Origin of the sequence: Nocardia rhamnosiphila NBRC 108938 (genome assembly GCF_000720425.1) — a bacterium.
In the GTDB taxonomy this organism is placed as follows: domain Bacteria; phylum Actinomycetota; class Actinomycetes; order Mycobacteriales; family Mycobacteriaceae; genus Nocardia; species Nocardia rhamnosiphila.
Map to the genome: position 1 here is coordinate 425,484 of NZ_JOAJ01000009.1, position 15,306 is coordinate 440,789.

The following is a 15,306-nucleotide window of genomic DNA, read 5'->3' on the forward strand; positions in this document are numbered from 1 at the left end:
ACGACAGCCGGTGATCCGGTACCGACAATCACTGCGGTGGGCAGCGTGCGGAATCGAACCCCTTGATCCCGCCGGGCTCTCTGCTGAGAGCGCGGAGCGCGATCATATCCCGGCAATTGATTCGGCGGCAACCGATCTCGGCCCGCACGCGTGCACGTGCGGGCCGTCCGGAACGCACCGATCAGGGTTTGGCTTCGAACCCGAGCTCGGCGATGGAACTCTGGAACTGCGCCCCCGAATTACCCAGTCCGGTAACCCAGATGAGGACGTAGCGCGCCGATTGATCGGTCTGGATCGGAACCTCGGTCACCCCGTCGCCCAGGACGGCCGTGCCGACGAGCTGGGTCTGATCGAGGGTGGCCGCCTCGGTGGGCGAGGTGCGGATCTCGACATTGGTGCCCGGGGTGGACGAGGTGATCGAAACCTTGGTCAGCGTCGCGGGGCTGGGCAGCGTGGCCAGCAGTCCGACACCCTTCTTCAGCGCCGGGAACTGCTGGAAGTACTGGTCGGTGCGCCAGGAGGTCGCCGGATCGCCGTCCGTGGTGGTGGCGGCGCCGGACGGATCGTCGGGGGTGCCCTCCGGGGAGAACACGACCACTCCGCTGGCCGGCACCGGCACTCCGTCGGCCGCGGCGGGTGCCGACGACGGACCCGCCGTCGTCTCCGAGGCATCCGGCGCGCGGCTGGTGGTGAGACCGATGACCTTCTGCTCGTTGAGCGGCTCGCTGGAGTCGCCCGGGGCGAAAACGCTGACCAGCCACCAGATGACGATGCCGACGACCAGGGCGGTGAGTATGCCCAGCGCCACCATGATCCACATCATCCGCTGCGACTTCTCGCGTTCGGCGGCGAGCAGTTCCGGATCGGCCAGCGATTCGTCGACCGGGGCCGGGGCCCGCTGCCCGAGTCGCAGCACCGGAATGAAATCGGTCTTCTGGTCCACCACCGACGCCTGCTCCAGCACATGCTGGATGGTGGCGGCGGTCCGGACGCCCTTGTCGGGTTCCAGTGACCGTACCGCCACCGCGGAGATCTCGAACGGGACCTCGGGCCGGATCTGGCGGGGTTCCACCGGAGTGCCGTCGGGACCGAAATCGGCCGGGTACAGGCCGCCGACCGTCGCGGCGTTACCGCTCATTCCCCCCTGGCGCAGCGGCCAGCGGGCGGTCATGAGGGCATACAGCATGGCGCCCAGACCGCGGACATCGCTCTGCGGATCCGCGTCACCCAGGGTGCCGGGGAAGGCCAGCACCGCATCGCCGGACGCGCTGATGCGGATCCGGTCCGGATGGTCGATGGACAGGGCTCCGCCGCTGCGGTGGGCCATTTCGGTGGCCGACGCGAGGACGCGGATGGCGCGCGCGGCACCGATCGGCGACGGGACGGTCTCGGCCATCTCGCGCAGTGAACGGCCCGGGGTCCATTCTGCGACCACGATGCCGCCGGAACTACCGCGCACCACGTCCAGCACCCGGGCCAGACCCGGCGAGTTGATCCGGCCCAGCCGCAGGGTCCGGGACAGGATCGCCTGCGGACCGTCCTGGCCGGAATTACCGGCGGCCTTCTGATCGGCGTCGACGAAGGTCAGCGCGACCTCACGATCGAGTTTGATATCGAGTGCCTGCCAGAACCGCAGCCCACGCGCCCCACCGTGCCCGGCCAGCAGCCGGTAACGGCCGCCGGCGACCGAGGCCCCGGGAATGAGCTCGGGCCCGCGCTGAACCCGGCTGGACCGGGTTATCGGCGGAACCGGGATCATGCCGGTGTCGTACACCGAGTCGGTGGCCGACACCGTCGCACCGGTCTGGTGGAGCTGCTCTTCCGACAGGTGTTCGCCGGGTTCCTCCGGTTGGTATCCGTCGTCCGATCCGCCCGCGAAGCGCGCGGTTTCGTCGTCGGGGTAGGCCCCCGACTCCGCCCGCTGCTCCGCCGGATCGTGCGCGGACGGTCCACCGACCCCGCGCCGGGTGTGCGGGTCGCCCGGTTCCGTCTGCTCCGGGGGAACATCGGTGGACAGGCGACCGCTCGCCGGATTCGAGGAAGAATCGGCGGCTGGGACGTCGCCCACCGCGTCGTCGCTCACCCTCGGACCTCCTTCGCCCTGGTATGCCGCAACTTCAGCGGTCCTGCCTCTTGTGCTCGTCTGCCGAACAGGGTACGGGAACTGGCCCGCGCCGGTGCGCTCAACCGAGTCCGGCCGGATTACCGGCAGCACCATGGTGCTCTGCGCGTCCATGGCCGAGTCGAAGCCGGAGTACGCCAGGTACGGATCCGGCCGGTGCATAACGCGGGTGGCGTACTCGTCCTCGGCGGGCCCGAGGTCGATCTCGGGGGCCGGCGGAGTGATGCCGAGGCGACGCGAGACGGCCACCGTGATCGCGACGACCTCGGGGATACCGGCCAGGCGCATCAGCCCGAATGCCACCGCGAACATGACGATCGCGGTGATACCCACGCGAATGAACGATCCGGGGCCGCCGAGTGATTCGGTCAGCCGGTCCAGCCCCATGACCCGGTCCGCGATGAGCATGACCGCACCGCCGGCCAGCGAGGCCAGCAGCACCCGGCTGACCGTCCGCCCGACATTGGCCATCCGCAGATCGCCCAGGCTGCGGTGCAACAGGTAGCCGCCGATCACCGCGCCGGTGGTGAAGCCGAGGCCGGTCGCGACGCCGAGCACGATCACCACCTGCTGACTGCTGTCGGCGATGAACGGGGCCAGTGCCGAGAACAGGATCTTGATCGTGGTGATCCCGAGGATGATCCAGGTGGGTGTCCATGCCTGTTCGCGGGCGTAGAACACGCGCAGATGGATCAGCACCAGCGAGTACGGGATCAGGGTGAACGCCGAGAAGCTCACCGCGGTACCGAGCCGCGAGGCGTCCTCGGCGAACCGGGCGTAGCCGAACAGCGCGTCGCCGACCTGCGGACCGGCGATCGTCAGGAAGGTGACGATGGGGATCAGCGCGATCATGGTCAGCCGGGTGGCGGCCGAGAGATCGTCGACCACCGCGGGGGTGTCGTCGTTGGCGGCGTTGCGGCTCAGCCGGGGCATGATCGCGGTGAGCAGGGTGACGCCGATAACGCCGTAGGGCAGCTGGAGCAGCAGCCAGGCGTTCTGGTAGATCGCCGGGCCCGCCTCGTCGGCCTGCGAGGAGATATTGTTCGCGAAGATGCCGCCGATCTGGCTGATCAGCACGTACAGGATGATGGCGGCCGCCATCGTGCCGAACTGTTTGAGGCGGTTGTCCATCCCCCACAACGGGCGCAGGTCGATACCCTGGCGGCGGATCGCGGGCAGCAGGCTGGCGGCCTGCACGATGACGCCGAGAGTGACGCCGCAACCCAGCACGAGCAGTTTCGGGTCGCTCATCCGTACCGGGTCCAGGGTGATCTCCCCCGGCGTCAGCGCGTACAGGCCCAGTACGACCAGGACCACCACATTGTTCAGTACCGGAGCCCAGGCGCCGGGTTTGAACGCGCCACGGGTGTTGAGAACGGCGGTGAACAACGCGGACAACCCGTAGAACAGCACAGCCGGCACCAGCAGGAAGGTGAGTGCCGTGGTGAGGGCGGTGTTGACCTTCCCGTCGGCCGAGACGAAGACGTGGGTGGCCAGAATCGGCGCGGCCGCGGTGGCCAGCAGCGCGGCGGTGCCGAGGATGACCGAGGCCGCGGTGACCAGGCGCCGGATGAAGGCGGCGCCGCCGTCGGGGTCCTCCTGCTCGGCCCGCACCAGTGTCGGGACCACGATCGCCGTCAGCACCGCACCCAGCACCAGTTCGGCGATCATATTCGGAATGAGACTGGCCGAGGTGAATGAGCTGGCGATGGCCGGACCCAGCACCGCCAGCAACAGCAGTTGTTTACCGAAACCGGTGATACGGCTGATCAGGGTGGCGATCGCGATCGACCCGGAATCCTTCAGGAGCTTGGCCTGACTGTTGTCGGCCTTCTCCGGGGACGCGCCCGCGGCGGGCTTCTCCGCGACGGCGACCGCGGGCATCCGGCCCGTTCCCGGCCGGTTGTGCGCGGGAACCGCGGCAGCGGAAGCCGGCGCGGGTTCCCGGCCCGGCGGTACCTGACGGAACGGCTGGGACGGCGGCGCCTGGTGTGGCGCGGGCACGGGCTGCTGCGGCCCGGGGCGGTTGCGCACCCTGGGTTGTGAGTCCGGTGCCTGCGGCCGGCCCTGGGGAGGCAACGGGGGCCGATCCGGGGCCCCGGGGCGTCCCGGTGGCGGGCCACCGGGGGGCGGCGGCTGCATCGGCCGCATCCGCTGCGCGGGGAACGGTTCGGAGGACGGGCCCGCGGTGGGGGCACCGTCGGGGCGGGAGCGCTGGGGAGGACGCCCGTCGTCGGGTCGTCCCGGGCCCGGCGGGCGGGCACCGGGCGCCGGAGGCCGGCCCGGACCGGGTATGGGTGATCGGCCCGGGGGTGGCTGCCGGCGGCCACCAGACATCGGCGGTACGGCGGCCTGCGCGGGCCCCGGGGGGGCGGACCGTTGTTCGGGCGGGACTGCCGGGCGGGCCCCTGATGGTGGCGCGGAGCGCTGGTCGGGCGGGACTGCCGGGCGGGCCCCTGATGATGGCGCGGAGCGCTGGTCGGGCGGAACTGCCGGGCGGGCCCCTGATGATGGCGCGGAGCGTTGCTCGGGCGGGACCGCCGGACGGGCGCCCGACGGTGGCGCGGAGCGCTGGTCGTGGGGAACGGCCGGACGGGCCCCCGGCGGTGGGTTCGCGGGCCGCCCGGGCGGCTGATTCAGGGGCATGCGCGGATCCGGCTGCTGCGGCCGGTTGGGGGCATAGCGGTCCTCCCCCGGATGCGGTCCGGGGCGAGGTGGCGGTACCGGACGCGGTCCGGGCGGGCCGGATCGATCCGCCGGAGTGCCGGGGCGCTCGGGGCGGCGCAGTTGCGGGGGCGGCTCCCGGAACGCGCCGGGGCGGTCGCGGGCCGGTTCCGGATCGCCGGGATGGCCGGTCATATCCGTCTCCGGGCCGGGAGCTCGAGGTGCTCGCTCCCACGGTGCGCTGGGGGGCCGGCGGGCTCGTGGACCGTCGGGCTGTCGACCGGGCTGCTGCCGATGAGCGGAGGATTCATCGTCGCTCATCATGCCTCCTGTATCGCCCGGACCCCGCGCGGCGGTTGTCCCCTGTGTCGCGTCGAACACATTGTCTCGGCGTTCGCGCGCGACGAACGGGCGGTAATGCGTCCGACTGCGCACCGGCTGCCCGGGTGGACCCGGGCAGCCGGTGCGCACCCTTCCATCTTCCATGGGTCACGGGTCCGGGTCACCCTCTCCCGGCCGTGTGCACCACACCTGGCCGTGGGAGCGCCGGAGCCGGCCCCGAACCCGCGGTACACGAGATCCTCGGGAAACTGCCGCCGGTCCGCCCGCCGGCGGGGAATCCGCCGCTACACCCGTTCCCGGCCGCGGGCCGTCCGGCGCGTCGCCTCCCGGGCCGCCTCGCTCACCTGTGGTGCGGACCGGCCCCGTCCACGCCGACGCGCCCGCCCCAACCGGACGACCCGCTGCCGCAACCCGGGATCGATACCTTTGTCGGCAGGATCGCGTTTGCCGTGGAAACGCCGCCACAACCGGCGCCCGGCCAGCAGGAACAGCAGGGCGGCCGCGCATGCGGTGATGATCGCCAGGATCTGGCCGTAGGCGTTGGATCGCACCGAGATCGAGGTGGCGTGGCCCAGCGGCACCCCCTCCGGGGTGCTCAGCGAGATCGGCACCACGAGTTTGCGGCTGTCACTGACCTCGGTCGGGATCTGGAACGACCGGGTACCGCGCGGCGGCAGCAACTGCTCGCCGATATCGGTGATCTTGGTTTCCGCCGGTGCGTCGATGCGGAACCTGATCCGCACCGACACGGGCAGATCGTTGCGGGCCACCAGCAGCAGCGGACTCGACTCGGAGGCCAGCGTGTAGACCCCGCCGGGTGGCAGCACCGATACCGAACGGAAGACCTCGTCGACCGTCGATGTCGCCTTCTCGATCCGGCGCGCAGCGAAGACCTCGGCCTGCGCGGTGGGACCGCCACGCCGGTCGGACAGCGACAGCGCGCGCACCAGATCGTCGCGCAGTGGATCGAGATAGGCGCGCGGGGTCGGCGCCGCCTCGGGCACCTCCACCATTGCCTGCAGCAGCTGCGAGATCCGATGCGACTGGTCGCGGGCGGGGGTCGCGAAATGGACCGGCACCGCCTCCACGGCCGCCTCCGGCAGCGGGGTCAGCTGATACGGGACAGGATCGGGCGCCTGACCGACGAGATCGTCGAACGGCCGGGGATCGACCAGTTTGTTCTCGACCAGCAGGTCGAGCTGGCGCAGCAGCGCGGCGGCCTCGTCGCGGTTCGCGCCCCACTGCTGCGGCGGCATGATCAACTGCGAACGCGGCCGGCCCGGATCGGTCTGCAGCGCCCGCCAGGACACCGCCCCCAGCGCGTCCTGCAGCCGCGCGGTCCGGGAATCGTTGGTTACCGCGTACCGCGCCGATTCCGGGACATAGGCCGGGGTGGGCGGATTGGATCCGACCCCCGCCAGCGCGGCCGCGGGCCAGATGTCGAAGGTTGCCACGCGCAGCGCCGGGTCGGCCGTCGAGGAACCGCCGCCGCCGGGCTCCGCCGGTGCGGCCCCCGCCGGGGTCTGCGCCGGCGTACCCGGATCCGGCTGCGCACCGTCGTCGGAGGTGTCACCGGCGGGTACCGCATCGGGGGTGTCGCCGGACTCTGGAGCCGGCGCGGGCGGCGGAACCGCCCCGGGCACGCCGGGCAGCCGCACCAGATCGGGGACGGCCGCGTACGGGTCGCCGGCACCGCCCTCGGGCGCCACCGCGTTGGCGGCCAGCACCGCGGTCCCGAAGCCCTGATTCCTCAGGAGCTGCGCCGCGCCCTGGTCCAGGCTGCTGGCGTCGGGCAGGCTCACACCGCGAACGGATCGGGTGTTCAGGATGGAATCGACGATCGTCGCCGGCGCATCCAGCGCCCGCGCGGTGAGCGCGGGGTCGGCGGCCGCCGCGAGCGCCGCGATATCCACCTGGGCGAAGGGCAGCGCCACCGTGCACATCGAGGACGCCAGATTCCGCAACCGGTCCAGCCAGGCCTTCGCGGATTCGGTCCCCGAGCCCGGACGCGTCGCGCCGTCCGGATCGGACGGGCTGGCCAGCACTCGGTAATCGCTGGTCATGGCCTGCACGGTGAGCAGCAGATCGGGATCGATCGCAAGACAGACCGCCGAAGACGGCCCGTCGGCTGCCCGATCGTCACCGAAGACCGACTCCAAGGCGCCCACCAGCTCGTCCAACCGGCCCCCGCGGCTCACCGCCGCGGCCAGCTCGTCGTCGGTCAGCTCGACCTCCCGGTCCAGGTCACCGGTCTGCCCGGCCACCATGCGGGGCCGATCGGCCAGCGGCCACAGCAGGGTTGTCTGCACCGGCGGTGCGGCGGGCGCGGGCCGCGGCGGAGCGCTCCCGTCCGCTGCGGCCGGCAACCCCAGCACCGGCAACAGGAACCGCGCATCGTCCAATCGCGCCTGGCCACCGTAATCCGGAGTCCCGTTCACATTCAGCAGCAGCGGGTACACACCCGGCTCGGTGATGTTCAGCGAAGTCCCCGACGCGTCCCGCAGCGGGACGGTCATGGTGAACTGCCGGCGCTGTCCCGGCTCCAGCCGTACCGCCACATCCTGGAAGGGCGTCGGAAGCTCGTAGTTCACCTGATCGAGTTTCAACGCCGTCCGCAACTCGCTGGGATCCGATACCGGCCGCGCCCGCTGCATCCGCACGGCCACTTCCTCGACGCCGCGGTCACCGATATTGGTGACCGTGCCCGCCACCGTGAGCACCGGCTCGCTCTGCGCGGTGACGGCGCCCGGACTCACCGAATCGAGAGACAACTTCAGGAACTGCGGTATCGAGGTGTCCTCGGCCGACCCCGTGGGCTGGGCGTGAGCCGGGGATCCGAGCAGCGCGGGCAGCGCCGCCGAACCGAGGATGGTCAGGATCACGAGCATGATCCGACTCAGTCCACGCGTCATCGCTTGCCGGTCTCCATCCGGTCGATCAGGCGGTTCGCCACCTCGGCCAGCCTCCGCTCATCCGCGTAAGCCAGCCTCGAGTTCAATTCGCTCAGCGGTACCCAGTCCACCTGGGTGACCTCGACATCCGCGTCGGACAATTCACCACCGACCGAACGCAGCAGAAAATGATGCACCGTTTTGTGTACCCGCCGACCCTCGGTGACGAACCAGTAATCGATACTGCCCAATTCGGCGACGACGACGCCCTGGATACCGGTCTCCTCGGCGACCTCCCGGATCGCCGTTTGTTCCGAGGTTTCGCCCTCTTCGATATGTCCTTTGGGCAGCGACCATAGCAGCCGGCCCCGCCGGTCGGTACGGCCGATCAAAGCGGCACAGCGCGCTTCCGGCGGACCGTCCAGCCCATCGACCACCAAACCCCCGGCCGAAGTCTCCCGCACGGTACGCATGCGAGGTTTCGCCGCACCACCGGCCGAACCACGACGCCGCGGCTGGCGGCGTCTACTGTTCGCGCGATCGGCCGGAGACACTACGCAATACTAGAGCAGTGTCTTTTGGCGACGCCTGCGGCGTCGCGGGGTCGAGGCCCCCGAAGGTCCCGCCGTTCAGGCCTCGAGACTCGCGCTTCGCGCATGCACTTCGAGGCCTGAACGGCGGGACGGGCCTCGACCCCTTCGGTGACGGCGTCACAGACCCCCGCCGTCCGACACCAATTCTCCGAACCCATAAGCGCCCGGCCATACCGTCGGCCGGAAAATCGCATTTGTTCCTACTCGGTAAGGTTCTGCTGTGGTTTCGACCGAGTCCGACGACGTTGTGCAGGATCGCCGTACCCGTTTGCTCGCGGCCGCCGCGATCACGCTGGGTCGGCTCTCCGATGTACTGACGCCGCTCGGCGAGATGTTCTCCGCGCACGGTTTCCAGCTGTATCTGGTCGGGGGCAGTGTGCGCGACGCGGTGCTGGGGCGGCTCGGGACGGATCTGGATTTCACCACCGACGCGCGACCGGAGCAGGTGCAGGAGTTGCTGCGTGGATGGGCCGATCAGCTGTGGGACACCGGGGGGCTGGCGTTCGGGACGGTGAGTGCCGCCAAGAACGGGCAGCAGTTGGAGATCACTACGTTCCGTAGCGACGTCTACGATCGGGTTTCGCGGAATCCGCAGGTCAGCTTTGGTGACACGCTGGAGGACGACCTCGTCCGGCGGGATTTCACGGTCAATGCCATGGCGGTCCGGGTCGCGGCCGACGGGGCGCTGGAGTTCGTGGATCCGCTGGACGGGATGGCGGCGCTGCTGGCCGGTGTGCTGGATACTCCCGCGGCCCCGGAGGACTCGTTCGGTGACGACCCGTTGCGCATGCTGCGGGCGGCGCGTTTCGTCTCGCAGCTCGGGTTCGACGTGCATCCGCGGGTGCGGGCGGCGATCACCGGGATGGCCGCGGAGATCGATCGGATCACCGCGGAGCGGGTGCGGACCGAGCTGGACAAACTGATCGGCGGCGCCCATCCGATCGACGGTATCGACATGATGTGTGAGACGGGCCTGGCTCAGCGGGTGCTGCCCGAGGTCCCGGCGATGAAGCTGGAGATCGACGAGCATCATCAGCACAAGGACGTCTACTGGCATTCGCTGACCGTGCTGGAACAGGCCATCGACCAGGAGGAGGGTGACCCCGATCTGGTGCTGCGCTGGGCGGCGCTGCTGCACGATATCGGGAAACCGGACACCAAACGCAACGAACCCGGTGGCGGGGTGAGCTTCCACCATCACGAGGTGGTGGGCGCGAAGATGGTGCGCAAGCGGTTGCGCGCGCTGAAGTATCCGAAGCAGTTCACCGAGGACGTCGCGCGGCTGGTGTTCCTGCATCTGCGGTTCCACGGCTACGGCAAGGGGCAGTGGACCGATTCCGCGGTCCGCCGCTATGTCACCGACGGCGGCGAGTTGCTGCCCCGCCTGCATAAACTCGTGCGCGCCGACTGCACCACCCGGAACAAGCGCCGGGCGGCGGCATTGCGGTCCACCTACGACGATCTGGAGTCGCGGATCGCGCGGCTGCAGGAGCAGGAAGACCTGGCGAAAGTCCGGCCGGATCTGGACGGTAACGCCATCATGGAATTGCTGGGGCTGCCGCCGGGACCCGAGGTCGGGCGGGCCTGGCGTTTTCTCAAAGAGTTGCGTCTCGATCGCGGACCGCTGACCCGGGACGAGGCCGAGGCGGCGCTCGAGCAGTGGTGGCAGACCCAGAAATGAGCGGGCCGGTCAGAAAACGATCAGGGTCGTGCCGGCCACGATCGCGGAACGTATCTGGGCGAGGTCGAACGAGCCGCTGACCGGTGCGAGTTCGATCCGGAATCGCACCACCGCGCCGTCGCGGACGGCCCACCGCACCCGCGCGCCCCGGGGCAGCTCCCCCATCGGGATGGGGTTCATCGTGCGCCAGCGCCGGGGTACGGGCAGCCCGGCCCAGGTGGCGCGCCGCACGACCAGGTGCAGCACATCCTCGGTGACCGAGGCGTCGAGGTCGGCGGTGATCCGCTTGCGGCGATGTACCGCGTGGATGAGCCCCTGCCCGGTCACCGAGAGTTCCCATTCCCGCTGCCGGCTCGCGAGCCAGCCCACCACGGTGTCCAGGCCGACCGTGCCCTCGATATCAACCCGGTTGGCGCGGACGCGGGTCGGTACCCCCGGGACCAGCCGGACCTCGTGCGAGACAACGGTGACCTCGTCGATGGGCCGTTCGTCCCAGCGCAGCCCCCGGAGTACGGCTTTGGTCTGGAAATGCGCGCCGCGCCGGCGCACCTTCAACAGATCCAGGGTGCCGGTCAGCCGATGATCCAGCAGCGTCGCGCTGATCTCCTGTCCGCCGAACCGGCTCAGTATGCCTTCGCTGAGCACGGTGAGCAGTGTGTCCGGTAGCAGCGCGGTGACGGTCCCGGCGCCGAGGTCGGCCATCGGTTCCATCCAGGCGGTGGTCAGGCTGATCCACTGTTCCAGCCGGGTCTGCTCGAACAGTCGTTTACCCAGGTCGACGGCCCACAGTGCGTTGAACAGGGAGGCCGAACGGGGATCGGAGTAGGCGGCCATGATCAGTGTCGAGGGTACTGGGTCGGCCGGGCCCGGGCCACGCGGTGTCGCCCGGTCACCTGTCGTGTCGGGGCCGCGGCGGAACTCCCGTGCGACTCGACCCACGACCCGCGTCGATCAATCGGCGCGGAGGCCATCCGGTTCGGGTAGGTTCGGTCCGGCAATGGGACTCGACCAGAGACTGCGAGAAGTTTTGATCGAGGTGATGCCGGGTCCGCGGCCCGGTCGTGTCGGGCTCGCGGTTCTCGGATTGGTGCTCGCGGGGTATGTCGCCGTGCCGGTCCCCGCGCATGCCGCGCCGTTTCCGTGGGCACCGCCGCCGGTGAACGAGTGTGGCGAAACCGGTTTCGACCCGCTCGCCCGGGAGCCGGATCCGTCGGCCCCGCCCCCGCCGCCGGTGCCTCCCCGGATCGATATTCCGGTCCCGGTACCGCAGCTGCAACCGGTGCCCGTACCCGACCCGGCGCCGGACAACACCCGGATCACCCCGGATCCGTTGCCCGCCGACCCCTGTCACAACCCCTGCCCCGATATCCGCGACACACCGAAACCGGTGGAGCCCGCACCCGATGACCCGGCGCCTCCCCCGGCCGCGCCGGGCGGCGGTTCGGCGAACGGCAGTTCGGGGTCGTCCGGTTCCGGAATTCCGTGGCGGCTACCCGAGATCCGGGTGAAACCCGAAATCGAGCCGATCCCGTATCCGGTGCCGGGCGGCGAGGGGGCGCCGCCGCAACCGGCACCGCCGCCGGTCGTGCATCCGGCCGAACCCGGTCCGGTCGTGGCGCCGGTGGCGCTACCGCGGGTCGAGGCGGTGCGGCTGGTCGAGCAGGTCACCGGGCACGGGTCGGCGAATCGCACCGATATGCGCTGGCAGGTCGATGGCACCGACCTCGGGCTGATGTGGGAGACCGAACCGGGACGGATCGCCATGGTGTTCGGCGATACGTTCGGAAAGGGCTGGTCGGCCGGTGAGGTCGGCGGCCCGGACTGGCGCAGCAATGTGCTGGCCTACAGCACCGACCGAGACCTCTCCGACGGCCTGACGCTGGATACGATGGTGCAGGACAGCCGTTGCCACGCAGCCGAACTGCTGGGTAGTCGCAAGATCAAGAACTGGGAGACCACCACCATCCCGACCTCCGGGTTCGCGCTCGGCGGACGGCAGTACCTCAGCTTCATGTCGGTGAACCGCTGGAGCCGCATTCCGGGGATGTGGTGGACGAACTACGGCGGTATCGCCTACTCCGACGACGGCGGCAGCACCTGGGTGAAGGATCAGCATGCCCGCTGGGACAACCTGTTCGGGCTCGGCCGGTTCCAGGTGACGGTCATGGTGCCGCACGGCGACCACGTCTACATGTTCGGTACGCCCAACGGCCGGATCGGGGTGATCGGGCTGGCCCGGGTCCCGAAGGACGAAGTGCTGAACAAGACGGCGTACCAGTACTGGGTGCACGGCACCTGGGCTCCGGCGGCGGAGAACCAGGCGACTCCGCTGGTGGCCGGTATCGCCAGTGAGCTGTCGGTGCGGGTCGATCCGGGAACCGGACTGTGGCAGATGAGTTACCTGGATCCGGCGCGCGGCGCGATCGTCCTGCGGACCGCCGCCGACCCGCAAGGTAGCTGGACCGAACCGGTGCAGCTGGTATCGACCGCCGACTATCCGAAGGCCTATGGCGGTTTCCTCCATCCATGGTCCACTTCCCGGGATCTGTACCTGGCGATATCGGAGTGGGATTCGTACAACGTGTATCTCCTGCACGCCCGGCTGGCACCGCCGGATGAGCCGCCCGTGTCGTAAGGTCCGTGGACGCCGGGGATCAGCCGGCGCCCGCCGCGCGGCGGAACCGGATCCGCTGACCGGGCCGGGCCTGCGCCACCCGGTCGATATCGGCGTCGGTGACCACCGCGATCACCGGGTACCCGCCGGTGATCGGGTGGTCGGCGAGGAAGACCACCGGTTGACCGCTGGGTGGAACCTGTACCGACCCGAGCGCCATACCCTCGGTCGCGAGTTCGCCGGACGACTTCCGCCGCAGTGCCGGCCCGTCCGCCCGGTCCAGGCGCGCCCCGACCCGGTCGGTATCGGCGCTCACCGACCAGTGACCCGTGAACAGGGCGGCCGGGTCGGTGAACCAGTCGTCCCGGGGGCCGGGCAGAGCGTGTATCTCCAGCATCGCGTCCGGTCCGGGTAGTGGCGCCTGCTCGATGATCGCCCACTCACGGGGTGGTGGGCCGATGGGGAGAGTCACGCCGTCGCGCAACGGAGGCGGGCCGATACCCGAGAGCGTGTCGTAACTGCGGGAGCCCAATACCGGAGGGACATCTATTCCGCCGCGTACCCCGATATAGCTGCGCAGCCCGGTGCGCGTCGTGGCCAGCCGCAGGCGCCGGCCCGGCGAGAGGTGCAGCACGCTCGCGTGACCTACCGGGGTCCCGTCCAGGGTCGCGGGGGCGGGCGCCCCGGTGACCGCCAGCAGCAGTGAGGTTTCGGCGCGCAGGGTCAGGCCGCCGAGTAGTACTTCGATCCCGGCGTAGCCCTCCGGATTGCCCACCAGGCGGTTCGCCAGCCGTAGCGCCCCGCGGTCCGCGGCGCCGGAGGGACCGACGCCGGAATGGAACCACCCCGGGCGGCCCAGGTCCTGGACGGTGGCCGCTGGGCCGACCCGCTCGATCACGATCACGAGGCGGCGTCCACATCGACGAATCGCACCCGCGCGCCGGCGCGGATGAGGGCGGGCGGGTCCCGATCGGTATCCCACATGGCCGATGCGGTGGTGCCGATCAGCTGCCAGCCACCCGGCGTCACCCGCGGATAGACCGCCGACCAGCCGCCGGCCAGGCCGACCGACCCCGCCGGTATACGGGTGCGCGCCGTATCGCGGCGCGGGACGCTGTACCGCCAGTCGGCGGCGGTGAGATAGCCGAAGCCGGGTGCGAAGCCGACGAAGGCACACTGCCAGGTCGCGGCGGTGTGCGCGGCGATCACCTGGTCCGGTCGCAGATCCAGCAGCGCGGCCACGGTATCGAGATCGGGACCGTTGTACCGCACGGGAATCGGCACAGGTTCGGTTGCGGGCGTGAATGTTCCACGGGAAACATCGGCTTTCGTCGCGCTCACCGCCGCGACGATGCGTTCCAGCTCACGCCGCACCCGGGGTGCCGAGCGCACCGAATCGAGGGTCACCAGCACGGTTTCCGCGGCGGGCAGGACGTCCACCACCCCGGCGACCGGACGCCCGGCCAATTCCGTGGCCAGCCGGCCGACCCGCTCCGGATCGTCCGGAGTGAGCAGGAAGGCCCGGTCGCCGGCACACCGTACCGCCGTCTCCTCCCGGATGCGTGGAGTTCGCGACACGTCACCTCACCCCCGTCCCGTCGTTCAGGTGAACGACGCTACCGCTATCCCGGCGTCCTCGAGCGCGGCACGGATCCGCCGGGCCATCCGGACCGCGGCCGGGGTGTCGCCGTGTACACAGATGCTGTCGGGCGAGACCGCCACGGTGCCGCCATCGCCCAGCACCCGGGCGGTACCGTTCTCCGCCAGCGAGACCGCCTGGGCGACTGCCGGTTCGGTACCGAGTACGGCGCCCGGGGTACCACGCGGTGCGAGACCGCCCGCGGCCGTGTAGGCCCGGTCGGCGAAACCCTCGCTCACGAACAGGGTCCCGGCGGCCAGCGCCGATTTCTCGAGATGGGTACCGGCGGGTCCGAGCAGGACGAGGGCGGGGTCGTAGTCCCGCAGGCCCGCGAGCACAGCGTCGGCGAGCGCCGCGTCGGCCGCGGCGGCGTGGTACAGCGCGCCGTGGGGTTTCACATACCGCACCCGGTCACCCGCCGCCCGGGCGAAGCCGTCCAGCGCGCCGATCTGGTAGAGCGTCTCGTCCCGGAGGTCCGCCGGCGCTACCGCCATGGCCCGCCGCCCGAACCCCGCCAGGTCCCGGTATCCGATATGCGCCCCGATCCGCACCCCCTTCTCCACCGCCGTCGCGCAGGTGCGTCGCATGATGGACGGATCGCCGGCATGGAACCCGCAGGCGATATTGGCGCTGGTCACGATGTCGAGCATGGCGGCGTCCTCCCCCATGCTCCATGCCCCGAACCCCTCACCGAGGTCGCTGTTGAGGTCCAGCCCCATGGCACACACCCTCCTTCCGGCTGTGCCTTTATTGTCCTCCC

Annotated in this window: 9 protein-coding genes; 2 read left to right on the forward strand and 7 right to left on the reverse strand. The window is 70.5% G+C overall.

Translation table 11 applies throughout. The features are described 5' to 3' along the window. Positions 1 to 181: 181 nt before the first annotated feature. The 3 genes from IG75_RS0128680 to IG75_RS0128690 all read right to left on the reverse strand — a co-directional run bounded on the left by IG75_RS0128680 (position 182) and on the right by IG75_RS0128690 (position 8,573). Positions 182 to 4,006, reverse strand: a complete 3,825-nt coding sequence (locus IG75_RS0128680; protein WP_030524464.1) for a murein biosynthesis integral membrane protein MurJ — start codon at positions 4,004 to 4,006, stop codon at positions 182 to 184. A gap of 1,406 nt (positions 4,007 to 5,412) precedes the next feature. After that, complete coding sequence (locus tag IG75_RS0128685) at positions 5,413 to 8,040, reverse strand: DUF6049 family protein (RefSeq protein WP_063834201.1); 2,628 nt, start codon at positions 8,038 to 8,040, stop codon at positions 5,413 to 5,415. After that, positions 8,037 to 8,573 (reverse strand): NUDIX hydrolase, encoded by a 537-nt coding sequence (locus IG75_RS0128690; RefSeq protein ID WP_063045313.1) that lies wholly within the window; start codon positions 8,571 to 8,573, stop codon positions 8,037 to 8,039. Before IG75_RS0128690 ends, IG75_RS0128685 begins: the two co-directional genes overlap by 4 nt. A 259-nt stretch (positions 8,574 to 8,832) precedes the next feature. On the opposite strand from IG75_RS0128690, the gene IG75_RS0128695 reads away from it, so the two are divergent. Then, on the forward strand, positions 8,833 to 10,293 hold the full coding sequence (locus IG75_RS0128695; protein WP_036515373.1) for a CCA tRNA nucleotidyltransferase: 1,461 nt from the start codon (positions 8,833 to 8,835) through the stop codon (positions 10,291 to 10,293). A gap of 9 nt (positions 10,294 to 10,302) precedes the next feature. Here the strand turns inward: IG75_RS0128695 and IG75_RS0128700 are convergent, their stop codons facing one another. Then, positions 10,303 to 11,127 carry a hypothetical protein gene (locus IG75_RS0128700; protein ID WP_030524468.1) on the reverse strand — a complete coding sequence of 275 codons (825 nt, stop codon included), beginning with the start codon at positions 11,125 to 11,127 and terminating at the stop codon, positions 10,303 to 10,305. A gap of 205 nt (positions 11,128 to 11,332) precedes the next feature. Between IG75_RS0128700 and IG75_RS0128705 the strand changes: the two genes are divergently transcribed. Continuing rightward, positions 11,333 to 12,928 (forward strand): glycoside hydrolase family 183 protein, encoded by a 1,596-nt coding sequence (locus tag IG75_RS0128705; protein ID WP_030524469.1) that lies wholly within the window; start codon positions 11,333 to 11,335, stop codon positions 12,926 to 12,928. A gap of 19 nt (positions 12,929 to 12,947) precedes the next feature. On the opposite strand, the gene IG75_RS0128710 is transcribed toward IG75_RS0128705, so the two are convergent. From IG75_RS0128710 to IG75_RS0128720, 3 genes are read right to left on the reverse strand one after another with little or no spacing between them, the layout of a single operon-like run. Next, complete coding sequence (locus IG75_RS0128710) at positions 12,948 to 13,811, reverse strand: 5-oxoprolinase subunit C family protein (RefSeq protein WP_030524470.1); 864 nt, start codon at positions 13,809 to 13,811, stop codon at positions 12,948 to 12,950. After that, on the reverse strand, positions 13,808 to 14,485 hold the full coding sequence (locus IG75_RS0128715) for a 5-oxoprolinase subunit B family protein (protein WP_081877191.1): 678 nt from the start codon (positions 14,483 to 14,485) through the stop codon (positions 13,808 to 13,810). Before IG75_RS0128715 ends, IG75_RS0128710 begins: the two co-directional genes overlap by 4 nt. 24 nt (positions 14,486 to 14,509) lie before the next feature. After that, positions 14,510 to 15,265, reverse strand: a complete 756-nt coding sequence (locus IG75_RS0128720) for a LamB/YcsF family protein (protein ID WP_030524472.1) — start codon at positions 15,263 to 15,265, stop codon at positions 14,510 to 14,512. Positions 15,266 to 15,306 lie beyond the last annotated feature (41 nt).

What these genes read in the sequence shown, in the direction of transcription:
- IG75_RS0128680 (WP_030524464.1), bottom strand. Translation starts at nt 4,006, where the DNA reads ATGCCCGCGGTCGCCGTCGCGGAGAAGCCCGCCGCGGGCGCGTCCCCG.
- IG75_RS0128685 (WP_063834201.1), bottom strand. Translation starts at nt 8,040, where the DNA reads ATGACGCGTGGACTGAGTCGGATCATGCTCGTGATCCTGACCATCCTC.
- IG75_RS0128700 (WP_030524468.1), bottom strand. Translation starts at nt 11,127, where the DNA reads ATGGCCGCCTACTCCGATCCCCGTTCGGCCTCCCTGTTCAACGCACTG.
- IG75_RS0128705 (WP_030524469.1), top strand. Translation starts at nt 11,333, where the DNA reads ATGCCGGGTCCGCGGCCCGGTCGTGTCGGGCTCGCGGTTCTCGGATTG.
- IG75_RS0128720 (WP_030524472.1), bottom strand. Translation starts at nt 15,265, where the DNA reads ATGGGGCTGGACCTCAACAGCGACCTCGGTGAGGGGTTCGGGGCATGG.